At 58.2% G+C, this 24346-nt stretch carries 30 protein-coding genes; 7 read left to right on the top strand and 23 right to left on the bottom strand.

Translation table 11 applies throughout. From position 1 onward, the window contains the following. Positions 1 to 21 precede the first annotated feature (21 nt). The 3 genes from V0R37_RS12220 to arsC all read right to left on the bottom strand — a co-directional run bounded on the left by V0R37_RS12220 (position 22) and on the right by arsC (position 2444). Positions 22 to 1005, bottom strand: a complete 984-nt coding sequence (locus tag V0R37_RS12220; protein ID WP_420374789.1) for an arsenic resistance protein — start codon at positions 1003 to 1005, stop codon at positions 22 to 24. 193 nt (positions 1006 to 1198) lie between these two features. Next, on the bottom strand, positions 1199 to 1957 hold the full coding sequence (gene arsH, locus V0R37_RS12215) for an arsenical resistance protein ArsH (protein WP_420374788.1): 759 nt from the start codon (positions 1955 to 1957) through the stop codon (positions 1199 to 1201). A 55-nt stretch (positions 1958 to 2012) separates the two neighbouring features. After that, positions 2013 to 2444 carry an arsenate reductase (glutaredoxin) gene (gene arsC, locus V0R37_RS12210; protein WP_420374787.1) on the bottom strand — a complete coding sequence of 144 codons (432 nt, stop codon included), beginning with the start codon at positions 2442 to 2444 and terminating at the stop codon, positions 2013 to 2015. Positions 2445 to 2584: 140 nt separating this feature from the next. Between arsC and V0R37_RS12205 the strand changes: the two genes are divergently transcribed. From V0R37_RS12205 to V0R37_RS12190, 4 genes are all read left to right on the top strand, one after another. Beyond that, entirely contained in the window at positions 2585 to 2923 is a 339-nt protein-coding gene (locus V0R37_RS12205; protein WP_420374786.1) for an ArsR/SmtB family transcription factor, read from the top strand. Positions 2924 to 2986: 63 nt separating this feature from the next. After that, positions 2987 to 3502: an arsenate reductase ArsC gene (locus V0R37_RS12200; protein WP_420374785.1), complete on the top strand. Its 516-nt coding sequence runs from the start codon at positions 2987 to 2989 to the stop codon at positions 3500 to 3502. Between the two features lie 87 nt (positions 3503 to 3589). Continuing rightward, the gene (locus tag V0R37_RS12195) at positions 3590 to 4069 is read left to right on the top strand and encodes an arsenate reductase ArsC (protein WP_420374784.1); all 480 of its coding nucleotides are present in this window, start codon (positions 3590 to 3592) and stop codon (positions 4067 to 4069) included. Between the two features lie 92 nt (positions 4070 to 4161). Continuing rightward, positions 4162 to 5445 (top strand): arsenic transporter, encoded by a 1284-nt coding sequence (locus tag V0R37_RS12190; protein WP_420374783.1) that lies wholly within the window; start codon positions 4162 to 4164, stop codon positions 5443 to 5445. A 22-nt stretch (positions 5446 to 5467) separates the two neighbouring features. Here V0R37_RS12190 and V0R37_RS12185 read toward each other — a convergent pair whose 3' ends face one another. The 10 genes from V0R37_RS12185 to parA form a co-directional block, all read right to left on the bottom strand. Next, entirely contained in the window at positions 5468 to 6730 is a 1263-nt protein-coding gene (locus V0R37_RS12185; RefSeq protein WP_420374782.1) for an MFS transporter, read from the bottom strand. 12 nt (positions 6731 to 6742) lie between these two features. Continuing rightward, the gene (locus V0R37_RS12180) at positions 6743 to 7864 is read right to left on the bottom strand and encodes an ArsO family NAD(P)H-dependent flavin-containing monooxygenase (protein WP_420374781.1); all 1122 of its coding nucleotides are present in this window, start codon (positions 7862 to 7864) and stop codon (positions 6743 to 6745) included. Positions 7865 to 7876: 12 nt separating this feature from the next. Then, positions 7877 to 9193: an NAD(P)-binding domain-containing protein gene (locus V0R37_RS12175; protein ID WP_420374780.1), complete on the bottom strand. Its 1317-nt coding sequence runs from the start codon at positions 9191 to 9193 to the stop codon at positions 7877 to 7879. Between the two features lie 101 nt (positions 9194 to 9294). Continuing rightward, complete coding sequence (locus V0R37_RS12170) at positions 9295 to 9789, bottom strand: MarR family winged helix-turn-helix transcriptional regulator (protein WP_420374779.1); 495 nt, start codon at positions 9787 to 9789, stop codon at positions 9295 to 9297. Between the two features lie 260 nt (positions 9790 to 10049). Then, on the bottom strand, positions 10050 to 11999 hold the full coding sequence (locus V0R37_RS12165) for a DUF3363 domain-containing protein (protein ID WP_420374778.1): 1950 nt from the start codon (positions 11997 to 11999) through the stop codon (positions 10050 to 10052). Continuing rightward, positions 11983 to 12483, bottom strand: a complete 501-nt coding sequence (locus V0R37_RS12160; RefSeq protein WP_420374777.1) for a hypothetical protein — start codon at positions 12481 to 12483, stop codon at positions 11983 to 11985. Before V0R37_RS12160 ends, V0R37_RS12165 begins: the two co-directional genes overlap by 17 nt. Continuing rightward, positions 12480 to 13019, bottom strand: coding sequence for a S26 family signal peptidase (locus tag V0R37_RS12155; protein WP_420374776.1), 540 nt, complete (start codon positions 13017 to 13019; stop codon positions 12480 to 12482). The genes V0R37_RS12160 and V0R37_RS12155 overlap by 4 nt, the downstream gene beginning before the upstream one ends. Then, positions 13016 to 13534 carry a DUF2840 domain-containing protein gene (locus tag V0R37_RS12150; protein ID WP_489685804.1) on the bottom strand — a complete coding sequence of 173 codons (519 nt, stop codon included), beginning with the start codon at positions 13532 to 13534 and terminating at the stop codon, positions 13016 to 13018. The genes V0R37_RS12155 and V0R37_RS12150 overlap by 4 nt, the downstream gene beginning before the upstream one ends. A 23-nt stretch (positions 13535 to 13557) precedes the next feature. Further along, on the bottom strand, positions 13558 to 13833 hold the full coding sequence (locus V0R37_RS12145; protein WP_420374774.1) for a chromosome partitioning protein ParB: 276 nt from the start codon (positions 13831 to 13833) through the stop codon (positions 13558 to 13560). Beyond that, positions 13830 to 14468, bottom strand: a complete 639-nt coding sequence (gene parA, locus V0R37_RS12140; protein WP_420374773.1) for a ParA family partition ATPase — start codon at positions 14466 to 14468, stop codon at positions 13830 to 13832. The genes V0R37_RS12145 and parA overlap by 4 nt, the downstream gene beginning before the upstream one ends. Between parA and V0R37_RS12135 the strand changes: the two genes are divergently transcribed. Beyond that, the gene (locus V0R37_RS12135; RefSeq protein WP_420374772.1) at positions 14467 to 14622 is read left to right on the top strand and encodes a hypothetical protein; all 156 of its coding nucleotides are present in this window, start codon (positions 14467 to 14469) and stop codon (positions 14620 to 14622) included. The two genes, parA and V0R37_RS12135, sit on opposite strands and share 2 nt — an antisense overlap. Positions 14623 to 14781: 159 nt before the next feature. On the opposite strand, the gene V0R37_RS12130 is transcribed toward V0R37_RS12135, so the two are convergent. From V0R37_RS12130 to V0R37_RS12115, 4 genes are all read right to left on the bottom strand, one after another. Continuing rightward, positions 14782 to 15639 (bottom strand): replication initiator protein A, encoded by an 858-nt coding sequence (locus V0R37_RS12130; protein WP_420374771.1) that lies wholly within the window; start codon positions 15637 to 15639, stop codon positions 14782 to 14784. 26 nt (positions 15640 to 15665) lie between these two features. Continuing rightward, positions 15666 to 15950: a helix-turn-helix domain-containing protein gene (locus V0R37_RS12125; RefSeq protein WP_420374770.1), complete on the bottom strand. Its 285-nt coding sequence runs from the start codon at positions 15948 to 15950 to the stop codon at positions 15666 to 15668. A gap of 120 nt (positions 15951 to 16070) precedes the next feature. After that, entirely contained in the window at positions 16071 to 16838 is a 768-nt protein-coding gene (locus tag V0R37_RS12120) for a DUF7011 domain-containing protein (RefSeq protein ID WP_420374769.1), read from the bottom strand. Positions 16839 to 17207: 369 nt separating this feature from the next. Then, a complete protein-coding gene (locus tag V0R37_RS12115; protein ID WP_420374768.1) occupies positions 17208 to 17558 on the bottom strand; it encodes a DUF2958 domain-containing protein in 351 nt (116 codons plus the stop codon). A gap of 300 nt (positions 17559 to 17858) precedes the next feature. Between V0R37_RS12115 and V0R37_RS12110 the strand changes: the two genes are divergently transcribed. Then, complete coding sequence (locus tag V0R37_RS12110; RefSeq protein ID WP_420374767.1) at positions 17859 to 18149, top strand: helix-turn-helix domain-containing protein; 291 nt, start codon at positions 17859 to 17861, stop codon at positions 18147 to 18149. A gap of 64 nt (positions 18150 to 18213) precedes the next feature. On the opposite strand, the gene V0R37_RS12105 is transcribed toward V0R37_RS12110, so the two are convergent. Continuing rightward, entirely contained in the window at positions 18214 to 18528 is a 315-nt protein-coding gene (locus V0R37_RS12105; protein ID WP_420374766.1) for a DUF736 domain-containing protein, read from the bottom strand. Positions 18529 to 18800: 272 nt separating this feature from the next. Between V0R37_RS12105 and V0R37_RS12100 the strand changes: the two genes are divergently transcribed. Further along, positions 18801 to 18932: a hypothetical protein gene (locus V0R37_RS12100; RefSeq protein ID WP_420374765.1), complete on the top strand. Its 132-nt coding sequence runs from the start codon at positions 18801 to 18803 to the stop codon at positions 18930 to 18932. 490 nt (positions 18933 to 19422) lie between these two features. Here V0R37_RS12100 and V0R37_RS12095 read toward each other — a convergent pair whose 3' ends face one another. The 5 genes from V0R37_RS12095 to V0R37_RS12075 form a co-directional block, all read right to left on the bottom strand. Then, on the bottom strand, positions 19423 to 19815 hold the full coding sequence (locus tag V0R37_RS12095; RefSeq protein WP_420374764.1) for a YkvA family protein: 393 nt from the start codon (positions 19813 to 19815) through the stop codon (positions 19423 to 19425). Next, complete coding sequence (gene dmeF / locus V0R37_RS12090) at positions 19812 to 20780, bottom strand: CDF family Co(II)/Ni(II) efflux transporter DmeF (RefSeq protein ID WP_420374763.1); 969 nt, start codon at positions 20778 to 20780, stop codon at positions 19812 to 19814. The genes V0R37_RS12095 and dmeF overlap by 4 nt, the downstream gene beginning before the upstream one ends. Positions 20781 to 20818: 38 nt before the next feature. After that, positions 20819 to 21091 carry a metal/formaldehyde-sensitive transcriptional repressor gene (locus V0R37_RS12085; protein ID WP_420374762.1) on the bottom strand — a complete coding sequence of 91 codons (273 nt, stop codon included), beginning with the start codon at positions 21089 to 21091 and terminating at the stop codon, positions 20819 to 20821. 310 nt (positions 21092 to 21401) lie between these two features. Then, a complete protein-coding gene (locus V0R37_RS12080) occupies positions 21402 to 23429 on the bottom strand; it encodes a ParB/RepB/Spo0J family partition protein (protein ID WP_420374761.1) in 2028 nt (675 codons plus the stop codon). Between the two features lie 84 nt (positions 23430 to 23513). Continuing rightward, a complete protein-coding gene (locus V0R37_RS12075; protein ID WP_420374760.1) occupies positions 23514 to 24338 on the bottom strand; it encodes a DUF932 domain-containing protein in 825 nt (274 codons plus the stop codon). Positions 24339 to 24346: the final 8 nt, after the last annotated feature.

Below are 24346 nucleotides of genomic sequence, written 5' to 3'. Positions count from 1 at the left end.
TTAATGCTCAGAGCCTCTTAACTACTTGGGAGCTTGTAGCGAAGCAGAGCTGGTGCCGCCAAGCTTTGCAATTAACCGAACATAGATCAGTTCGCTAATTAACTCGACTAAGGTCTGCGTGACGATGACTGCCGGCAAGACAGGTATGGCCCCAGGCACAGCGAGCGCAAGCGGCAATACGACCAGAGAATTACGCGTTCCCGCACTGAAAGCGACGGTTCGTCCGGCAGCGGCATCGAGGCGGAACAGCCGGCCGATACCCCATCCGATCAGGGGAGCGATCATAGCAAAGACGATGTAGAAAGGTATCACGCCCAAGGCTGCATTAATTGCTGGGCCAAGCTGCGGCAGAACCGCCAAAACCACAATAAACAAGACGACGGCGGTCGCCGGTACTGGCAAAACCCCGAGTGCAGCTGATGCCCTTTCCCCGGCCCGGCTTCGAAATGCCCACAGCTGCATGACACCGGCCAGAGCAAGCGGAATAGCAATTAGCCAAACAAAAGCATGGATGAAAGGACCGGGCTGAACCAGGGCTGCAGCATCGTTTCCAAGAAACAGACTGAGATAGACCGGTAGTAGCAGCATCTGCATGACCAGGAGCGTTGGCGTTGCGGCCAGCAGCAGACGGGCATCGGCTCGCCCCAAGTGCGAGAACGTCACTACGTAATCAATGCACGGCGTGAGCAACACCAGCAGTACCCCAAGTCGCACCAAGGAATCGGGCGGCAGGAATTGCATCATTACAGCTATTAAAAGCGGTATGGCTACAAAATTGGTGATGAGTAGTGCAGCGATAAACCGGGCGCGAGCGAAGGCACGGCCCAGGTCGCCCAGTGGCACTTGCAGGAATGTCACAAACAACATAACCGCGAGTGCCGGGTTGATGCCGTATTCAAGTACCGTGGTGCCAGGTACTAAAAAAGCGACCAATGCGGCCAGTACAACCGAACTCAAGTAGATGCCGACTTGATGCTTTTCCAGTAATTCTCTCTTGCTTTGCATACTCGGTATCGCTTTGTCATTCCAGATTGGATGGTGTAATTAACAAGGTGCCAACCAGGACAGTGAGAGAATAATCGCTTTCCGCCGCCCTGTCTCGCACAGCTCTTTCCGGCCGCTGGCTGACTACCTATATGCTTCTGAGCTACGTTTGCCGACTATATCCAAGGCTCAGCTGGGCAACTTCACCATTTATTTAGCTTCCCGACGTCTCAGCCTCATGCTCCATAGCGCGCTCGGCCAAGCGAGCGACCTCGGCAGCCACCCCCTTGCGCTCGCTATACCGGTCTGTCAGGTAATCACTGCGATCCCGAACCAGCAAGGTAAATTTCACCAGCTCTTCCATCACGTCCACGACACGGTCGTAATACGGTGAAGGCTTCATGCGTCCGCCGTCATCGAACTCTTGATAGGCTTTCGCAACCGACGACTGGTTAGGGATGGTCACCATCCGCATCCAGCGCCCCAGTACACGCAGCGCATTGAGGGCATTGAAAGACTGGGATCCGCCACTGACCTGCATGACCGCCAGCGTACGGCCTTGCGTCGGACGCACACTGCCCACTTCCAGAGGAAGCCAGTCAATTTGACTCTTGAACACACCCGTTAAGTTGCCGTGGCGTTCAGGGCTACACCACACCTGCCCTTCCGACCAGTTTGATAACGCCCTTAGCTCCGCAACCTTAGGATGATCTGCCGGTACGCTGTCCGGCAGCGGTAGACCATGCGGATCGAAAATTCGTGTTTCCGCACCCAGGCGGGTCAGAATACGCGCGGCTTCTTCAGTGAGCAGCCGACTGTACGAGCGTTCGCGCAGCGAACCGTACAGCAAAAGAATGCGAGGTGGGTGCGTTGCCCCACCCTGCAAGAAAAGCTTGTCAAGAGTCGGGGTATCTAATGCGGACTCATCAACTATCGGCAAGGTCGAATCCGGGGGTGAAAAATAGGTGGTCATAAATATACTCAAGCTAGCGAAAAAAAGAACTTGCTAAGTGACTTAGGCGCATCGGCTAGGGTTGGCGCGCGCGTTGGCCAAGCTCGTCGATAACGAGGTCACCGTCCTCTTTAGTAAAGGGTCCCTGTTGGGTCTGTGGAAGAATATCCAGAACCAGCTCCGAAGGCCGGCATAACCGAACCCCCAATGGCGTAACCACGAAAGGTCGGTTCAGCAAGATAGGATGCGCTTGCATCGCGTCGAGCAATTGCGCATCCGTGAGCGCCGGATCGTCCAGGCCCAGCTCTAGAAATGGCGTGCCTTTTTCCCGCAATGCCTGGCGAACTGTTAACCCGGCGCTTTGAATTAAATCGACCATCGTTTCACGCGGTGGTGGCGTTTTCAAGTATTCAATGACGGTGGGCTCTATACCAGTATTGCGGATCAAGCCTAGCGTATTGCGTGAAGTCCCGCAGTCGGGATTATGGTAAATCGTGATAGTGCTCATACGGGTCCTTTTAAAGCTATATCTCTACGGTAGTCAATCAATCCTCACCGAAGGGGCGACTTGCTGCACGTCCCGTTTTCCATAAGAGGCATAGAAAGACTCAACTAGCATTAGTTTAACATTTCCACTATTATAGTTATATGGAAACGAAACTTGCCGTTAAAGCGCTTGCCGCCATCGCTCACGAATCTCGCCTAACTGCCTATCGCACGCTTGTGCAGGCCGGACCAGCGGGGTTGCCGGCTGGTCAACTGGCTGAATCCATGGGCATTGCACCATCGTCGTTGTCCTTTCACCTGAAAGAACTCGTTAACGCCGACCTTTTAAGCGCTCGTCAAGAGGGCCGATTTGTTTTTTATTCAGTTAAGTACGACTCGATGACGAGTCTGTTGGCATACTTAACTGACAACTGCTGTGGCGGGAATCCATGTCTTCCCGTTCGAAACGACGTATGCGCCGATACCCAGGACGCAACGTAATAAATATTGCCACCGGTTCCTTAGAGCCAGCGGGCTACTTCATTTAACAGTGGAAGTCCTATCATGTCCGATAAAGTCTATAACACCCTCTTTCTATGTACAGGCAATTCCGCGCGCAGCATCATGGCGGAAGCGCTACTCAATTCTTTCAGTCAAGATCGATTTAGAGCGTACAGCGCTGGCAGCCATCCCGGCGCTCATGTAAACCCCCTTACGCTTGAAATCCTTCAGGCGACTCGTTTACCGATTGATGACTTACGCAGCAAAAGCTGGGATGAGTTCGCGCGGCCAGATGCGCCACAGCTAGATTTTGTGATTACGCTATGCGATAGCGCGGCTGGCGAGACATGTCCTTTGTGGCCCGGCCAACCTATTACCGCACACTGGGGTTTTGAGGACCCATCGGCCTTTGAAGGCGCCGATCAAGAAAAGCGTGCGTATTTCGACAAGATCTTTCGTCAGATCGCGAACCGTATCAGGATCTTCAGTAGCCTGCCATTAGCCACGCTAGACCGTGTGGCCATCAAGCGCGAACTCGATACGCTGGGCAATCAAACGACGAAAACCGCCACTTCTTAGCTCCTTACGGTCGCTTTCGGCGCCAGCTCCTTTCGCAGGTCTGCATCTTTCGTCAGCCCCCACCTAAATCTCTTTTGCGCCGTATATATGAACGTCCTTTTCTTGTGCACCGGTAACTCGTGTCGCTCTATCCTGGCTGAAGCCACTTTCAACCACCTTGCCCCTGCTGGCTGGAGCGCCATGAGCGCCGGAAGCCGGCCTACAGGTCAGGTGCATCCCCGATCATTGGCGCTGCTCGCGCGCGAAGGTATTTCAGCAGAGGGCTACTTCAGCAAATCCTGGGATAACCTGCCGCATACGCCGGATGTCGTAGTGACCGTTTGCGCCAGTGCTGCGGGTGAAACCTGCCCCGCATACCTGGGGCAAGTTATTCGCACTCATTGGGGCGTTGAAGATCCTGCCCACGCAACAGGCACCGACGAAGAGATTGATGCAGCGTTCGAGCACTCGTATCGCATTTTGCGTAGCCGTATTGATGCCTTCCTGGCGTTGCCGCTTACTGAACTGAAAAGTGATCCGGCACGCTTGAAGACCGAACTGGATCGCATTGGTGATCTTTTTCCTTAAACCATCACCCGCAAGCGTTTGTGAATTGATACTTTTATCTTCAATGCCCTTCACTGAGGCATTATCCCCTTTGTCGTAAAGAGAGCCCCACCGTGCTTGCTGCAGTCTCAATTTTTATTATCACTATAGTCCTGGTTATTTGGCAACCGCGAGGCCTGAACATCGGCTGGAGCGCCTCCATCGGCGCAGTGCTTGCGCTGGCTTTCGGCGTAGTCAGCTTCGGAGACATACCCGTTGTCTGGCAGATCGTCTGGAATGCTACGGCGACGTTTGTGGCCATTATCATTATCAGCCTGCTTCTGGATGAAGCAGGCTTTTTCGAATGGACAGCACTGCATGTTGCCAAATGGGGTGGTGGCAGCGGACGCCGTTTATTCGTCTTGATCGTCTTGCTTGGGGCCGTGGTATCGGCGTTTTTTGCCAATGACGGCGCCGCCTTGATCCTGACGCCGATCGTCATGGCCATGCTTTTGGCATTAGGATTCAGCCCCGCAGCCACGCTAGCCTTTGTCATGGCGGCCGGTTTTATTGCCGACACAGCCAGCCTGCCGCTCATCGTGTCCAACCTGGTCAACATCGTTTCCGCTGACTTCTTCGACATCAGCTTTGCACGTTATGCAGCGGTCATGGTTCCGGTCAACTTTGTTTCCGTCGCGGCGACTTTGCTGGTTTTATTTCTGTATTTTCGCCGCAGCATTCCAGATCATTACGATGACCGCCAGCTCAAACAGCCCAAAGCAGCCATTCGCGACCTGGCGACCTTTCGCGCGGGATGGGTCGTGCTTGGGCTGCTGCTGATCAGCTTTTTTACCCTGGAAGGGTTTGGTATTCCAGTGAGTGCCATCGCCGCCTTGGGTGCACTGGCACTGCTTATTGTGGCCGGGCGCGGACACAAGATAAGCGTCCGCAAAGTCGTACGGGAAGCACCCTGGGCTATCGTGATCTTCTCTCTGGGTATGTATTTGGTTGTCTATGGCCTGCGCAATGCCGGACTAACTGAAATGATCGCTGGTCTGCTCAACTACCTAGCCAGTCACGGTCTGTGGGCGGCCACCTTGGGCACCGGTGTGCTGACTGCCCTACTCTCGTCCATCATGAACAATATGCCCACCGTGCTAGTCGGGGCGCTTTCGATCGACGCCAGTCAGGCAACCGGCGTGGTGAAAGAAGCCATGATCTATGCCAACGTCATCGGCAGCGACCTGGGCCCCAAGATCACCCCCATCGGCAGTTTGGCTACCCTGTTATGGCTGCATGTGCTGTCGCGCAAGGGCATGACCATCACGTGGGGATACTACTTCAAAGTAGGTATCATTCTGACGTTACCCGTATTGCTCGTTACCTTGGCAGCACTCGCCGTGCGTCTGGGCGGATGATCAACCCTGGATTGGTTCATGGCTAACGCATTGGTTTGAAGCGGCTGGCCCAAGCCGCCAGCCAGAAACTAAGGGCAAGCACCGCAGCGCAAGCGGCAATAGCCCACAGCACAACGTCGTAGGACATTGTGCTTGACCAGAGCCACGCAGCGGCTACGGGTGCGAACGCTCTGGCCAGCGTGCTGGGAAAGGTCAATAAGCCATTAATTGCACCGTAGGCTCGACGGCTGAGCATTTCAGGTACTAATAACCCCCGTACGATGGTAAAGATACCGTTGCTGGCGCCATATAGAACGCATGCCGCTGTGGAAATCCACATGCTGGTTGGCTGAAGCGCCAGAACAATAAACACCAAGGGGAATACCGCAACGACAAAGGTTCCAATACGCCGCATGGATGTTCCGGAGCCATAGATACTGATCAGGATCCGGCCCGCCACTTGCGCGGGCCCTATGGTAGCAATGGCCCAGACCACATTGCTGGTCGATAGCCCCCCTTCGAGCAGCAACGGATACATGTGAAAGGTAAACGCGGTGAACGCGCCGGCGTAAGCGGTAAGCGCCAGCATCAACAGCCAGAAGACAGGTTTTCGAAACGCTGCCTTGACCTCTTGCTTATCGGTTGCAAGTGGATTCTCGTGGTGGTGTTGATTAAAGTGAACAGCATCTTTCTCGGGTCGAATAAAACCGAAATGTGCCACTGAGCAAACCAGCCCATTGATAAGCGCCAACACAAGCAGGGCCTCGCGCCATCCCCAATGGTCCAACAAGAACTGTACAAGGGGTATGAATACAGTACTTGCGAACCCGCCCCACAGCGTTATGGCAGTAATGCCTGCTCGGGCGCCGCCCGCTCCGACTCGTCGAGCCATCACAGCAAACGCCGGTTCGTATAGCGCGGCCGCCTGCAAGCCGCCGATACCTGCAATAATTAAATAAAACGTCATCAAACTATTAACCTGCGACCAAAGGGCCAACAGCACTCCCGCCATGAGCGACGCACCGCCCATCAGCACCCTGCCGTACCCTTTATCGACGGCGATACCAACCGGATAGGCGAGAAACCCCGCCAGCACCAGACCTATCGTAGCGGCACCGTACACATCGGTCTTAGACCAACCCAGCTCGGCCATCATCGCCTCGGCAATTAAGGTAAAGCTGTAGTACAACGATCCCCATGCACATACTTGGCCTATTCCGAGGGCGATGATGAGCCCGCGCGGACTGTTGGTAGTTTCTGAAGAACTGGATGATGCGCCCAGCGCATTGACCTGAATATTAGACATGTCGCATTTACTTCACGGTTGTGTAAGCGTTTCATCTTGCAGAGCGTCAGCGACCTCAAGCATCGTCGCTTTGGCGTAACGCATGACGCCGACCAGGGTCGCGGAAGCAAAACCGGTCCATTCGCCATAACCCACCAACCATAAACCCGGCACCGCTACTGATTGAGTTCCAGAAAGAGCAACTTTTCCATCTGCGTCAACAATGCCTAACGATCTGAGATGCTGCAATGCCGGGCGAAATCCGGTACACCAAATGACCGCATCGAATGTGGTGTGCGATCCATCCTGCCAGATCACACCCCGGTCCGTGAATTCCCGAAATGGGTGCACCGCCTTGAGTGCATCACGGGCGCGCGCCGCTTTCACGGGCTCCACCATGACCACATCGCCTAAGCCACCAGGCGGATCTTGCAATATGCGCCCTTCTTGCTGTGCCTTCCATTTGGCGGTTGCCCTTTCGAACAATACGCGACCATCCACATCGTCGGGCAGAAAGATCGGCTCAGTCTGCGTCACCCACGTGGTCTTGGCCACACATGACACCTCCGCTAGAATCTGCGCGCCCGAATTTCCGCCTCCTATGACGAGCACCTTCTTGCCACGAAATGGCGCTGCGTTGCGGTAGTGCGCCGAATGTAGTTGCAATCCGGCATAAAAGGCTTGATTGGGGTAGGCCGGAATAAAGGGGTGGCTCCAGGTGCCCGTCGCACTGATAACCGCACGCGCGCGCCACACGCCGCGATCCGTATGCACAATAAAGCCGCCATTTTCACGGAGAACTTCCGTCACCGACACTGGCCGCTCTATCGAAAATTCGTAGCGCTTTTCGTACTGGGCCAGGTACCGAACAACGTCATCGCGTGTCGGATAACCGTCTACCACCGGCATGCCCCAACCCGGTAGAGAACTCCACTGAGCAGGAGAAAATAGATGCAGGGAATTCCAACCATGAACCCATGCCCCGCCCGGTGCATGGCCGCTATCCAAAAGCACCACGCTTAAAGAGGTACGCCTTAGAAAGTAGGCACCAGCCAATGCAGACTGACCGCCACCCACGATAAGCACATCACAGGTTTTCTCATTAGTAGCAGTCAATATGTTTCCCGCCTCTTGCTTATGACTTTGCTCTGCCATGGTTGTTATACCTTATAGTTCTTGAGCACCTAAAGAGGCACAAGCAGTCGCCGGCCGACAACACGCGGGTTGCGCAACCGGACTGGCAAAGTCGGTGTTGCACACGCCGGTTTCAGGCAGAATCAATTCGGATTTTTGCGCAGACTCCCAATCGCCAGCCAACGCAGCCGCGATCGAGCGCACTTGTTCGTAACCGGTCAGCATCAGAAACGTAGGCGCCCTACCATAGCTTTTCATGCCGACAATGAACACCCCCTCGTCGGGATGCCCCAATTCTTGGGCGCCATGAGGGCGAACCGTCCCGCAACTGTGTTCATTGGGATCAATTAAGGGCGCCAGCGCAACGGGGCTGCCGGTCGCGGGGTCGAGCGCCAGGCGTAGCTCGCCCAGTAGTCGCAAGTTGGGCCTAAAGCCAGTGGCGACGATGATTTCATCCATCGGTGGCAGATTCTGTTCCTTACTGTGCACGACAAGCCCCTGTGGCGACGCAACAACCTCGTTGACCCTAATGTCTTGATAAATCTCGATTGCACCATCGGCCACGAGTTGACGTATCTTCAAACCCAGCTTCCCCCGCTGTTCCAGTTGATCGTTCTCACCTCCTCCGAGGATGCGTTCTAACGAAGTACCTCGGATTGCCCAAAACACGCGAGTGCCGGGGGATACTTCTGCGAGCGCAACAAGATCCTGCAGGGCATTAAACGCAGAATGCCCCCCACCTATCACGAGGACACGCCGGTTGCTATAGCGCTGACGCGCACTACCCAGGACATCAGGAATGCCGTAAGCGATATATTCACTATTATCTTTCTCGCCTAAAGCCGGAATGCCGTTAGCCCCCAGCCAATTAGGTGTCGCGTAAGTCCCGGAAGCATCGATCACCGCACTGGCCAGCACGTCGCGCTCTCCATCAGGGTCAGCAACACGCAATAAAAAGGGAGCGGCGTGACGGCCTTGGGTTTTCATGACGTCGTGCTCCGCCTTGCTTACCGCTACAACACGGCTGTTCAAATGCAAATACGGCTTAATTTCAGGCAGTTCAGACAAGGGTTGAATGTACTGAGCCAGCAACTCGTGCCCAGTTGGATATACGTCGGGTGGCGGTTCCGTCCAGCCATTCATCATCAATAAACGTTTCGCTTCGTTGTCGATATTAAAGCGCCACGGAGAAAACATCTTTACATGACCCCACTCATTGATGCTAGCGCCAGCCTTCTCGCCAGCTTCAAAAACAATTGGGATAAGGCCCCTGCTCAACAAATGTGCTGCGGCAGCAAGCCCAATGGGACCAGCGCCAATAACTGCGACGGGATACTGGATTTGGCTCATTAAATACTCCTAATTGAATTTAACGATACATAAGTTGGTAGTGACAACTTTTAGCGCAAAAAAATGCCTTGATTACATGACCTCTAACAGTAAGGCACTCGTCATGCCGGATCCGGGGCAGCGTCAAGTAAGCTATTAACTCGTGCACCGCATCGCGCTTCCGCAGCCCGTGCCAACTGCCTGATCAGCGTCAGCGAAGCTTGACGCATTTCTGGGGAGAGGTTTTCAATCATGGTGCGCTCCTCTGCAACCAAGTCGGATCGGATCGCTCTGTAAAGTTCCTTGCCGGCTGCAGTCGATTGGACCCTGATAGCGCGGCGGTCTTCAGCGTCTTCAACGCGAACGACATATCCCTTACGCTCCAAAGCATTAACAACTCGACTGGCTGTACTTTTATCTAGGTACATTTCTTCGGCTAGCGATTGAAGCCGTAACGAGCCTTGCTTGACCAGTGTTTCCAACGCATAGCACTGCGTTACCGACACGTCGTAGCAACAAATATGGCCGCGATCTCGAAATTGATAGACGCGTATGAGATCGTTAAGCGCTTCATGCAAGTCCTTCGCATCACGTGTCAGTGAATCACCGGTAGACATGGCGATCTCCTATTAAGTTGTCAGTGACAACTATAAGGTAGTTTTCTATTGGTCGCAATTCCTGATTTAACAGCCACGCCAGGATGCAGCGGCCCTTAGACTCACTCGCCGCACTTCTCCTGCAGGGACACCACAAAGATCCTGCTCATCGACAAACCGTAGTGATTAAGTATGTCCCGGGCGACCTTGTAAGGTTTTCGGTCGGAAATGAACATAGCCCAGTTTTCGGCTATGTCCTCGCGATATGGTGGTGCACCAGGCTACTCCACCGACAATCCACGATGCCGCCCAATGTCCCAAGACACACCACTACCGCGCATGGTCGCAGCAAGCTGCTGCCCCAGCCGTTGCTCGATCACCGGCTTCCAGGGCACCAGGCTGAACCCCATGTCGTCATCAAGCATCGCGTAACGCCCACTGGCGAGCATGACGCTGCGTCGGTAGATACCGGTCACGCGCTGGCCATCCGTGACAGGACGGTGCTCCAGGCCAGTATCGGCGGCAATGCCCTGCGCGGTTCGTGCCAGCTCGCGGTTGCGCAGCGTCGCCAGCAGGTTGCGCGCCAGAACGATCCGCTGCCCACGCTTCTCAGCCAATCCCTGTTCGGCCAGAAAATCGCCACGCTGTTGCAGTGCCTCGTTAACCTCACTGCCAAAGCCCATGTCGCCCAGCCCCTTGCCGCCACCAATCAATTGCTGATCCAGCCACGTAGCGCCGAACACGCGAGCCTGCCGCTCTATTGGTAAATGCGATTTCAGTTCCACCGACACACCGCCTCCCAGGCGCTGCGCGTCATACTGACGGCCTCGCTCGGGCAAGTCTTGCGGCACGTGCCAGACGCCTTCGGCCTGCCTTTCCACCAGGCCAGCGCGGCGCAGGGCTTCCAGCCGTCGCACATGAGCTTCGACCTCCTCGCTCGGATCACGTCCGGGATGCGATTGGGCCTTGGCAACCGCCAGGTGATGATCGGTTCGGTAGATACCATTAACGGCCATTGCCGCGATGGTCTTGTCTGCGGCTCGTGGAGCGCTTGAACCTTTGATTTCCACCACGGCGCCAGTCGGGTACTGCTCCAGTTCCGTGCGCGGCGGCAGCGCAACATAGTGGGCTTTGCCATCGGTGCCATCCACGATCAGATAGCCCTTGTCGTAGAGTTCGTCGGCCAATCCTTTGCCAGCCACGCGGCCAATGATGGAACGGCCATCCTCGCCGGGCTGGAACACGGTCAGGTCGCGCTGTTTACCGCTCATGGCCCGCTGCATGGTACGGATGATGTCGCCGCGCTCGCTCATCGCCCGCAGCGTGGGTTCCGCATCGGCATGGACAGTCCAGACCCCGGTCTGCATCTCGCTCGCCAGTCCCATGCGCTGTAAGCGTTGCAGGCGGCCTACCAGTAACAGGCGTTGACGTTGCAGGCGGGGTTCTCTCTCCAGCCGTTCGGTGCGCACCAAACCCTCCACGGCCTCGCGCTGCAAGGTGCGATCCAGCCCCGTCCATCGCTCCTGATCGACTTCGCGGGTCATGCTGCGCTGGATCTCCAACTCAGTACGCGGCCCCAGCCACTCAGTTGCCAGTTCCGAGGCCCGTTCGCGCATACCCTGGGCGATGTAGTCACGGGAAATGATGAGATCTTTGCCGGTGTCATCCTTTCCGCGAAGGACGATGTGGGTGTGCGGGTTGTCGGTGTTCCAGTGATCGACGGCTACCCATTCAAGGCGGGTGCCCAGGTCGGCTTCCATGCGTGCCATCAGGTGGCGAGTATAGGTACGCAGATCATCGAGCTGTTCGGCGTCCTCGGGCGAGACGATGAAGCGGAATTGGTGCCGATCCTTCCGGCCCCGTTCCTCAAAGGCAGACAAATCAGCATCGTCGGTCATGGGGTCGTAGGCTTTGCCCGGCTCGCCGTCGCGGCCCACGCCTTCGCGCTCGATATAACGCAGATGCGTGACGGTCGAACGCGCGGCTGCCTTGGCGAGATTGACCAGTCGGGTTTTGATGGTGACGCGCCGGGAACCCGCAGTCAGTGTCGCGCCGGTAAAGCGCGCCGCAACGTGACCACGCCCCAGCCGAGCACCAGGACGGTTGCCCGCCTTGGCAACTTTTGCGCCCGCTTTGCTCGTCTGGCGCAGCACCTGGCTGATGAAGGCGTCGCCGCGCTGCTTGGGCGCCCCTGGGCGGATGCGAAAACGGTCATCATCGTTGCGGTTCATGCGCTACCCCCATCCAAGGCTGTCGCAGCCAAGCGTGCGAGGCACGCGCTTGGCTCAATGCCGACAAGGCATTGGCGATCCACGCGGCACGGTGCCGCAACCGGCGCGTGCCGCGCCGCCCCCACGTGCAGACTGTTTTTTCGCGCAACAACGTGCCGCGACCTTTTATCTTGCCCTGCATCTTTTCCCGGCCTGACAGCACGGGAATGCGATGCCCCGGCGGTGCAGCGCAGGGCGCAGCCTGCCGACCGGCGAACGCCCACCATGCCGCAGGCATGGCGCGTTCGGAACACGCGGTCTGCACAGGGGAATGCACGCGAGAGTGCAGCGCGGATACGCTCGCACTGCGCACATGGCGACACGGCGAACGCATGGCCATCGGTACGCCTGATAGCACGTCAACGACAGGCGACAATGCGATGGACATGCTGCATGAAAGACGAAAGCCAACGGGCCAGCGAGGCCAGAAGTCGATCAAGGTCATGGTTGCTTCTCCAGGTAGATGGGCTGCGCGGTGCCTATCACAGCGGATGTCTGGATCGGCCCGAAGTAGCGGCTGTCGAACGACGCCGGATTGGTTGTGCTCAACAGAAACAATTCGCCGTCGGCTAGCGGGCGACATTGCGGCCAAAATGGCAGCGACCGGCCCATGCGGTCGGCAGGCAGTACGGCGGCCACCGGCACGCCGTCGATGCGTACCTGGCCGTCCACGATGCAGACATGTTGTGGCGCGACCGCGCCCACACGTTTGAGCAGCGGGATGTGCGATGGCAGGTAGCCGCGCTGCGCAGCGAGTGCGGCCACGTCTGCCGGAAGCCGGGCCAGCACGATGCTGCCAATGCGCGTCGGGCCTGTCGGTCGGATGCGATACCAGCCGACCGGAACACTGTCGGATGGGTTGTAGATGAGGTGCGCCGCAGGCGGCACGAAGGACGCCCAGGCCAGCGCAGCGAGGCTGCAGGCGGACAGAACGGCCAGCACGATGCGAACACGCGAGCGTGAACGAGATTCGACTGTCATTGCAATTCCCTCCCAGCCAGCCAGGCGGCATGTCGCTCGGCGGTGTACTCCGGCAGTGACAGGCGAGCCGTCATACGGTTGCCCAGCGTGCGCCAGTACGCGGGCGACACGTCGATGGCGGCAATGCCCAGCGCCTCGATGGCGTCAATCTTTGCCAACATGGCGCGTAGCTTCTTTTCGCCCTCCACATGCAGCAGCAGGCGTGCACCAGGCTGCACGCCTGGGATGCGCTGCACCGCGTCCAGCGGCGTGCAAGCCTGCATCACCATGAGTTGCCAGCGCGTGGTGCCGTAGTCATTGGCCTGCCAACGCACACGGCAGAACACGGACGCGGGCAGGAACACGGCGCAGCGCCGCCAGCGGTCGAGCTGGAGCGTGCGCGCCGGTTCGCCAAAGCGCAGATAGAGGTTGAAACGCTGGTCGATGTAAGCCAACGAAACGCGGGTCAATGGCACGTTGTCGGCCTGGTCGGCCAGCGCCGCAAACAACGATGAAGGCGCAGCCGTCTCTGTCAGCGGCTGTGTGGGTGGGTGTGCAGTCATGGTGTGTTCTCCGGGAACTCGCGTTCCAGCAGCCCACGCAGCAGCTCGGCCACCGTTACGCCTTGCGTGAAGGCCAAGACCTTGATGCGCGCCCGCATAGCGGGTGTCACGTCGAGGGTCAGACGGGCCGTGTAACGGTCGCCTTTCGGGATTTCGGTGGTATCGCCCTGGCGAATCCACGCTTCGGCGTGCGGATTCGCGGGTGGACGTGCGCCGATGCCGATGCGCTTGCCCGCACGTTTGTCGGACGGTTTGTCGTTGTCACTGCTCATGGCGACCACCGCAGCAGCTCATCGACCAGCGCCGTGATTTCCCGCGCAGCGGCGCTGTCCGGGGCGGCTTCCCTGGCAAGCCGACCAGCAGCCACGCTGTCGGCAAAAACGATGCGCTGACGTACTTCGCTACGCAGTGCAGGCAGCGGCTGGTCGGCCAGCGCCTGGCGTGCCTCACGCCCAATCACCGTGGTGCTGACGCGCCGGTTGATGACAAAGGCAGCAACAAGTTGGGGCCGGAATACCTGCGCTTCGCGGATCAGCGCCACCATCTCGGCGCTAGCCCACAGGTCGTAGGGGCTCGGTTGCACCGGAATCAACACGCAATCAGCCGCCAGCAGCGCGGAGCGTGCCAGGGCAGCAATCCGGGGTGGGCCATCAATAACAACGTGATCAGCCCGCCTGGCGAGTTCTGGCGCTTCCTGATGCAGGGTTTCCCTGGCCAGACCCACGGCGCTGAACAGCCTTGGCAGTCCTTGCTGGCTTCTGCGCTGCGTCCAGTCCAGTGATGAACCCTGCGGGTCGGCATCCAGCAGAATGACGTGCTGGCCGCGTAGGGCCAGTTCCCCGGCGATATGCGTGGCGAGCGTGGTCTTGCCTACGCCGCCTTTCTGGTTGAGCAAGGCAATGATCATGGCACAGCCCTCCGATCTGGAAAGCTGGCCTGTTTTTGTCCTGCTGAACGGGGTTGGTTTTTGGGGTGTTTTTGCCGTCGGGGTTGGGGTACTTTTTGTTTTTCGGCCGTTATCCACCGCAACAGTGCTGCTTTACTATAAGTTAGAGTGTTAAAGTTAGTAATGTTAGGGGGCGCGAAAACCCGCGCCGTTATTGGTTCTCCGGCGGTTTCGTACTCCTGATAGCACGATAGCCGTACTCCCGATAGCACGATACCCCTTACTCCTGATAGCACGACACTATTCACAGGTTGTCCCGGAGTTATCCCCAGGGTTATCCCCGTGCTGTAGGCGGCACGGGCCGGAACGTTAGCAATTCCTTCTTGTCCTTCGGGATGCACACAATGCCCAGTTCGTAGCCTGGCAAGGATTGCTTGTTCACCAGAGCACGCAAGTCGTAGGCAAAATCCGAGAAGCGGCTGCTGCTTCCCGACTTGCGGTGCAGGTGCCGGAAGTCGAACTGCCAGCCGTACTCCTGCTTGCCGCCATGCTTGCGCACCAGCCGGTACAGCCAGCGTTCGATACCACCAGTCAGTTGGAAATACGCTGGGTCGATGGTCAGCACTAGGGCGGCGTCGAGCACACCGGCATAGAACCAATCCGGCAGGATCAGTTCGATGCCCAGTGGCGTGCCGCTGGCGTCGGCCAGTTCCTTCCACTCGTTGATCCAGGAAAAACGATGCAACCGCCGCCCCGTGGTTTCGCGGATGGACGTGGCCACCGTGGTCGATTGCAGACGGTCCAGCGCGGCCTTGAGACGTTGATAGTCGCGCAAGGATTTGCCTCGCCCAATAAAGCGCAGTATCTCGTAGGGCGTGGCCTGCATTCTGCGCGATGGCTGGATGCCCGCATCCCTGGCCTGCACGATCTGGCTGGCGGCCCAAATCAGGATGTCGGCATCCCAGATCGTGGCAATACCGTGTTCGGCCGTGCCCTCCACGCGGATGGTGATATTGCCGCTGCGAAAGTCGATCGGTGCGATGCGCCGCGATTTGGCCAACGAGAAGAACGGATAGGCCATCAGGTCCTGGGCGTCGCGCGGTGCCAAGTCCTCGCCTGGCAGCGCGTAGAACAAGTCGAGTTGTTCCAATTGCGCTGTCCGCTGTCCTGATGACAGCCCGAGGCGAGACATGGCGATGGCCTGGCGCGCGCCGACGTTCAACGGCCATCACGGTAGTCACCCGCATGGCGCTCGGCGTACTCGGGGTCGGACGTAGCTTCGTAACTGCGCGCATCAGCCCAGGTATCGAGGTCGGCCACCGCGTACATAACGCGCCGACCGAACTTACGAAACTTCGGCCCTCCGCCGATCACGCGTTGCTTCTCCAGCGTGCGCGGCGACAGCCGCAGGTAATTGGCGGCTTCATCGTTGGTCAGGTAGCGTTGGGGCTGTGCGGACGCGGCAATGGGTGCAGCGGCAGGCCGTAAGGGAGCGGGTCGCATAGGGTGAACCTCCATCGGTTGAGAACGCCCGGCCACACAACGCGACCGGATGGAGGTAGTCTCAAGAAAGATGGGGCGCTTGCTCAGGGACGTTTTGCAGGCAACGCGAAACGTCCTTCCTTAAGCCAACGGAAGCGCCGCAAGCTGTGCCAGGCGGCGGTAGCCACCACGCATTAGCACCTCGCCCCGGCGCACAAGCCGTCGCACACGGGCGCGCAAGGCGCTGTCGGCGTGCCAGTCGGCCACGACGGCATCCACGCCGAACAGCCCCTCGGCCACCTCGCGCAAAGACGCTCCAGCCCGGGTCGCATCGAGCGCCTGCAAAGTGTGCAGCTCTTGCAAGGCTGACAAGGTCGGTCGCGGTCGCACCGCTGCAATCGGTACGGCATCGTCGACCAGGGCCAACTTGTTCAGTTCGACGATGAGCGCTTGAGCGCATGCGCCAGACATCGCGCTGAAGCGTATGGCATAGACGTAGGCCATGCCATCTGCCAGACCGGATGCAAGCGCGAACCGCAAGCAGCCGCCCGGCCAGCGTACCCACAGCACCAAACGCTTGCCATCGTGAATTAGATGCTTCTGGCCGGGAAGGTTCCAAAGCCTGAACAGCACAGCGTCTGGCAAGGGGTCAGCGTCCGGGTAAAGCTGAACGCTATGATGGTCGGGGAACCAGATCGGATGCGCCTCACGCGCATCCAGGGCCGGATCTTCGAGCAGGCGCAAGCCCCAGCGCTGCGCCGCTTGTGGCCGACGGATACGGCGCAGCCAGTCCTGCTGGTAATCGGGATGACGGCGCAGGTATTCCCAGGCCAGCGCGTGGCGGTCGAGATGAAGTACGTAGAGATACGCGGCGGTCGGATACCAGGAATTGGTGCTTGAATCTGCCATAACGCAACCCCCCTTGATTTAACGGGCGCGTCGCCATGAACGAAACGAACACCATTCGGTTTCAATACGTTAAGATTTGATTGCTAATCAAGTAAAATGAAACTGAAAATATCAAGTTCGATTGGATCTTAACCGTTGCACAGATCATCTGAATGCGACGACAGCACCGCTGCAACCTCAGCATGCAGCATTAACCACCATGCCGTATTCCGCGCAAAAGATCATGACTGTTTAAGTCTGGGCCGCTGCACTTTTCTGCAAGACTCTTGATTCAGACCGAACGGGTCTTGAATATGACGGAAATAGTCTCAATGCGCCGGGTTTGGATGGAGTGCGCGCTTCAGTCGCAGCCGACCATATCCACCCCCATCAATCGATGTTCGAACCGTTTTCCTGCGCCAGACGGACATATTCCGATAGCGGGCGTGCCGCCTGGAAATAGCGGTCTCGCATCACGGGCTGTTTGCGTGGCCCGACAATGGATGCCAAAGCGGAAAGCTGCACCGTTCCCACGTCCGGCATGCCTATCCCTAAGTCGATCAGCCCGTAGGCCGTGTCGCCATCTTCGGGATCGAGTTCGGTAAGTAACCAGGTCACGTGAGCGTCCGGCGTAAAAAGCCGCACCACCGGCAGCGGGTCGATGGCCTGGCCAACGGCGCGGGCGCGTCCATTAACAAGCAGTTGCTCGCGTTCTTCATCGGTGATGAGCGGGTTGTTCACGTTTGTACTGCCAATAAAGCCGTTAATGCGAAAAGGCGCTTACCTGCCCAAGCGGAAAGCCGCTGATCCGTCTTCGTATTTTTGTGCAGACCCACAAAGGTGGCTTGCATCGAATTCGTGAAAGCGTGCATACGTAATGTCGCTTTTGCGTAAGTCATAGAAAGCACGATTGCGGTTCTCCGATTTTAAGTTAATACGCCAATACGTATTTCCGTCATTACACAAAAAGAAGATGAATTTGGAATGAATGAGTTAAAGATAACGTGGTTTTAATTGTGCCGTCAAACGAACCTTCTGTCTATGCAGAAGCGATCCATCCAGCGCGGCCGACCTCTCGGCGCCACCACCTTCGATGCCGAATTGGCGCAAGCCTTCGGCATGGCGGCGCGTGCGCTGCGCACGGAACGCGGCATCGCCCAGGAAACGCTGGCGAACCTGGCCGGCATCGAGCGCTCCCACCTGGGCAAGATCGAGCGCGGCGAGCACATGCCCACACTGGCGATTATCTTCAAGATCGCCAGTGCGCTGGAATGCAGCACCGCAGTGCTAATGACCGCAACAGAAGATCAGCTCACCGAAGGTAAGCGCTAACGCGGCCATGCCGCAATAGGCTATTGGGTGGACATGCGCCCCGCCAAAAGGCGGGGCGTAGTGTTTAAGCCGCTTGCGGCTTGCTGCGCGACCACAGCAGGTCGTGCGTGCCGTCCTCGTTTTCGATCAGGCGAGCATAGACCGTGGCCGGGAACGAGGGGTCATCCAGGGTCACGGACAGGTACTCCCGCCCGGCCTCGCTGGTTTTCTGCCACGCCGCGCCGATGTCATTGCCCGCCGCCTGCAGGCGGAAGTCAGGGGCTTTGTCGTTTTCCCCCTTGTCGTTGGGTACCAGCTTGACCTTGACGTTGAGTGTCAGGGTGCGCAGTGTGCCGGTGTAGCCGTTGTTGTCTGCGGTGAAGGTGCCGATAGTAGCCATGGTGATACTCCTTTCAGGGTAATCAAGGTCGCGCCAGTGCGTCCTTGTTGTGATCCGGTCGGCGGGGGTGGGCTGGGCGCACCGCGCAAGCGGCCGTAACAACGTGAAGGGCCGGGAAGCACAAAGAATTTGTCTCGCGAGGAAGCCGCGCCAGCGGCGGGGAAATTGTTTGTGCTGGACGGTTTCGGCCAATAGTCCCAAGGCGCAGCCGCCCCACGCCAGGATTCACGACAAGACAAGGACGCACAGGCCGACCATTTTGCAAAGGAGACATGGCGGAATCGGTATCTGCGCAAGACGGCGTTTCCGGTATGAGCCCTGACGCGGGCAAGATTCAGCCGCCCAACCATGAGCGCAAACGCTCCCGCCGCTTGCTGCGGCGCTGGATGAAAGGCGCGGTGTGAAAGCTCCATAAGCGAAGGCCGGGCGGCGTGTCGGTGAACCGCCCCTCGTGACGTCCATACTAGGAACCGCCAGCATCGGGGACGGCACGCTTACAGGCAACCTGCCGCAGCAAACCCAGGCGTAGCACTACCCGCACCGCCTTTTGGTGGGGCTTCGTTTTTTTATGGCAAGCGCAGCGCGCAGCGCTGCCGGCGCGAAGGCGTGAGGGATTGAAGCCGAATGGCCGTGACGGCAAGGCTGGCACGGGGCGCAGCCCGAAAGCCCGGCGGCGCATTGCGCCGACACGCTCAGGTTATCCACAGATTCTGTGTGCAAGCCTGTGTATAACCAGTGAAATTATTATGACAGACCTTGTGGTCTGTGCCACCCGCCTAGATGGGTCGGTATTTATCCAGAGCAGCGATGGGCGGCTAACTTGACCGCCAGCGTCGCCCACAGCGGCGCTGGCGCCGACACGCTCTGGCTGATCAATGCACGATCAAAGACAGCCTACATAGGCGGCTCAATCCAGAACCACAATGCCGTACCTGCCGCCAGCCATAGCGCCACAATCAGCACTGCTCCGAATCGGCTTCTTGGCTTGGCATCTTCCGTTTGCATCCATTCGTCGGCCTGGATTCGGCATTTCGCCAGCACTTCCGACGGCAGCAGCTTGACGGTCAACCAGATCAGGACAGGTAGCAGGATCACGTCATCGAGATAGCCCAGCACAGGGATGAAGTCTGGAATCAGGTCGATGGGGCTCAGCGCATAGGCGACCACAAATAGACCCAGGGCTTTGGCATACCATGGTGTCAGAGGATGCTTTCCCGCAAACCATAGCGTCACGCCATCACGCTTGATCCGCTTGGCCCAAGCTTTCAGCGTCGCTCCGACGTTCATACGGCCTTGTGCTGTACTTCGATTGTGACGTGTGACAACTCATGAATATGTGCAAGCACCGCCTTGTAGTGCGCGGGTTCCTGAGGTTCTGGGGCTATCAACGAAACAATCGCTGCAAAATGGCCGGGCCCGACCTGCCAGACGTGTAGATCTGTGATCTGGCTGCCCGTTGACGCCATCGTTTCCCGAATTTCCCGCTGCACTTGCCCACTTTCAACCGTTGCATCAAGCAGTACGCTGCCGGAGTCGCGTATCAGCCCCCATGACCAGCGGGCAATCACCAGTGCGCCGACCACACCCATGGCCGGGTCGGCCCATGTCCAGCCATAGTTGCGGCCGACCAGTAGCGCAATGATCGCCAGCACGGAAGTCAGGGCATCGGCCAACACATGCAAGTATGCAGCGCGCAGATTGTTGTCGCGGCCCTTGCCCGAAGCATGAGGATTCTCGTGGCTGTGGTGGTGATCATGGTCGTGATGGTGGCCGTGGTGATGCCCATGATGGCTATGCTCGTCTTTCAGCAACCAGGCACAAACCAGATTAACAATCAGCCCCACCACCGCCACGGCGATGGCTTGATTAAAATCGATACGAATGGGTTGACTGAGCCGCACCAAGCTTTCCCAGCCAATCAGCAAGGCAATTAAGGCCAGCAGCACGGCGCTGGCAAAACCGGCCAGATCGCCGAGTTTCCCCGTACCGAAGGAAAAACGCGGATCTCCTGCGTGCCTGCGCGCAAAGCGATAGGCCAGTGCGGCGATCAGCATCGCACCGGCATGGGTGGACATATGCCACCCGTCGGCCACCAGCGCCATGGAGCCATAGATATTACCGGCAATGATTTCCACCAGCATCATGCTGGCCGTGAGAGCGATCACCAGCCATACTTTGCGCTCATTACGCTGGTGGTCGTTGCCGAGGAAGAGGTGATCGTGGCCCGAGACCGGGATGGTGTTCGTTGTCATCAGGGGTCCTGTATGTCGTAAGTTCGTGTGCTGAGGCGTCATTTCATGTAAGCGCGGATGACCTCAACCATTTCCTCGCCGCCTTGATTGCGCTCCCTGTCTGTTTCGACCGCTAGGACGTGTTCGCGTAAGTGATCTTCCATCACCTCTGCCGTCAACCCATTGACTGCACCGCGCACGGATGCGATCTGACGCAGTACTTCCACACATGCCGCTTCCGAATCCAAAGCGCGTTCAATGCCTCCCAACTGCCCTTTGATTCGACGGACGCGGGCGATCAGCTTGTCTTTCTGGCGTGATGTATGGGACATGAGGATCAACAATGAAATATAACCTAGGGGGGTATATTATATAGCATCGTATGTTAAGCAGGAACCAAGTATTGGCGCATCCCTGATAGAGCAGGCACTGATCGAGCCTAGATTGCAGTGCGCGGCTGTTTCACCACTACTGGATCACCGCGAAGGCGATGACCGACTGATATTTAGAATTGTCACCGGGCGCGGCTACGCAGCGCCCGGATTTTGACCATTGGCCCCAAGGCGTAAGGGCTTTGGGGCCAATGCTGACTGGACAGCGAAGCGCCCCGGCTAGAACCGGGGCGCTTGCCTATCGTCAAGGTTATGCGGCTAGTGCATCAGCCGATTTGTCGGTTTCGGTTTCGGTTTCGGTTTCGGTTTCGGTTTCGGTTTCGGTTTCGAGGTTTGTATCCTGCGAACCTTCCACCCGGAAAATAACAGGCATCCAGCCCGTACCGTCCACCAGCCGTTCCGCTTCGCTGGCAATCTCGGCCTTCTTGAGTTTCGCCAGCCGGGAAACGTGGTCAGGCGCGAACTCGCCCACAGCGTCCAGAATCATGGCCTTGGAAACATGCTTGAAGTAGCCCTCAAAGGTGGGCTGCCACCATGCGGCCATATCCAACCCCACGGCTTGCGCCAGTTCCGCCCCCGGTTGATGCGATGTGGCGCGAGTCGTGACAACATCCACAGTCGCCGCCGCGCATACCGCCAACAGCGCCAGCAGTTCATCCTGCGGCTTTGCCAGCAAGGCAGCGAATAATTTGGCGCTATCCTGAGACAAGGCTTCGCCTGCGATCCTTTGCAACTCGGTCAAGGCCACGGCGGCGGGCGACTCCGGCCAGTCTGGGGCCATGCCTTCCAGCCGATCTTGCACGGTCAAGCTCACGCCTAACGGCATGCTGTCGCGTTGATAGCGGTCACGCTGCAAGACGGTCTGCACCATGCCATGCACCACTGCCGCCAGCGCTGCTTGCGGATGCTGCGCCAGTTCGATTTGCAGCGCGGCGGTACGATGAGCGCTCAAACGCTGCGCCAGCCGGTCGGACATGGCAGCGGCCTTGGGCTGGTCGTCATCTTCACCGTCGTCGTTCTCGCCGTCCTCGCCGGTGAAGCCCTGCCGCAGTCGTTCCAAGGTATGCAACGCGCGGGCTTCGGCTTCCCGCATCAGGCCGCGATGCACAACAATCTGGCCTTGTCGATCAAGCGTGACGATAGCCCCGGCGGCGGCTCTGACGTTCGGGGCGTAGTCCAGCAAGCGATCTTCCAGCGCCTGCAATTGTTCGCCCACGTTATCGCCTTTCTCCTGCAAGGCTTCGGCCTTTCCCTCCTCATCCTCTTCCAGTGCCGCATCCAGCGCTTCGCCGATGGCCTGCATCTTGGTTTCCAGCTTTTCGATACGGTCGCTTTCCCGCTTGGTAGGATTGCGCCGCTCGCGCGGGGCGCGCTGAAAGGCTTGCAGATCGGCATAGGTGGCGGTGAGTGTGGCATCCACCCACGCCCAACCCTCGGTCTTCACAGTTGCGGCGTGGCCGTCCAGCTTCTCGCGCACCAGCGTTTCCAGCAGCGTGGCATCGGTCACGTAGACGCCGGTATCGTCTTGCGCAAACAGATCACGACGAACGCCGCCGCCTGCGGCTTCGTAGGCGTCCAGCCCGACGAAACGCACCAGCGCATGGCCTGCGTCAATTTCCCGTTCGGTCAGCCGATCACGCAAGGCGTGGGGCTGGCGCTGCCATTCCGGCGCTTCATAAAACGCGGCTTCCTGCGCCGTATGGTCGTCAGTGATGGCAAGCGCCATCAACTGCTCAAGGTTCACGGTATCGGCGCGGTAATCAGCCAACAGGCGCGGCGAGACGTTCGCCAGTTTCAAGCGCCGCTGCACCACCAAGGGCGTGACGCTAAAGTCCGCTGCAATGTCTTCGATGGGTCGGCCCTCCATCACCAGCGCGGCGAACGCTTCAAACTGGTCTGCGGGGTGCATGGCTTCACGTTGCACGTTCTCGGTCAAGCTCACGGTACGGGCGTTGACATCCAACACCAGCAGGCATGGCACTTCCCAATCTTTCGGGATGCGGCGGGTCTTTGCCAACAGTTTTAGCGCGGCCAGCCTGCGGCCACCGGCCACGACTTCGTAATGCTCACCGTCGCGGGCGAGAGTCACGGTCAGGTTTTGCAGCAGCCCCACACGGGCGATGCTGGCTGCCAGCGCGTCAATAGACTGGCTTACGGTCTTGCGCACGTTGCGCTTTGAGGCGCGAAGCTGCGACAGCGGCACCAAAATCAGGTTCTGCGCCGGGGCGGCTTCCTGCGTGGCGATGGCTTGGGTTTCGGTTTGATTGATGGCGTTCATGATGAAAATTCCTTTCGGTTTGTGAAAATGCAGCCATGAAAGACGCGGCAAGGGTGGCTGCCTGCCCCTGCCACGTAAGGGGGATCAGGCTTTGAGTTGGCGCATGCCCTCGGCCAGCAGCCACAGGGAACGGTTCAGGCGAATGTCGGAATCAATGCCTTGCACCGGGCGGGTGCTTTGGCGGCGACCGTTGGCACTGCGGCCACGCAAACCGCCTTTAGTCAGGTTTTCTTGCACCCGGTTAAACGCCATCCACAAATCCGGGCGGCGGTCGTCATACCGGCGCGGCATGAGAATCTGGCTCTCGGTGATGGGTGTAGGCTTGTCCGGGTCGTCGTACTTCAAGGCCAGCGCGGCGCGGGCGAATATTTGCGCTTCGCCTTCGTCCAGCGTGATGGCCTGCAGGGCTTCGCGGGATTCCTGCGCCCGTTCAAAGCCGCTCAATACCTCATAAGCGCCTTCGATGACGTGTCCGGTCACATCGCCTTTATGCGGAATGCGTACATCAGCCACCGTATCGCCGCATACCAGCCCATTGGCGCAAACAAAGCGAAATGCCCCGGCCAGCATCTGATAACTGCTCGTGCCATCGTGCGAGTTCAAAAGAATGATTTCGTTGGCGATGCTGTCGTTGACCTGATTGGCATGGCGTAGGCGAATCATGTGTTTGGTGTGGTCGCGCCGGTCTTCGTTACGCACGCGGGTTTGCGTCACCATGAAGGGCTGAAAACCTTCCTTCCGTAGTTCCGTCAGTACCGCCGCCGTGGGGATGTAGCTGTAGCGTTCTGAACGGCTTTCGTGGGGTGCCTCGGCATAGATGGACGGCACCACGGCCCGGATTTGATCGTCGGATAGCGGATAGTCGCTACGCAGTACAGGGGAGCGGGAAGCAAAACGGGATGCAAGCATGGGTCTTT

Origin of the sequence: Pollutimonas rozaliensis (assembly GCF_048751585.1) — a bacterium.
Taxonomy (GTDB): Bacteria; Pseudomonadota; Gammaproteobacteria; order Burkholderiales; family Burkholderiaceae_B.
Note: the sequence above shows the minus strand (reverse complement) of the source record. Positions and strands in the feature narration are given on the sequence as shown.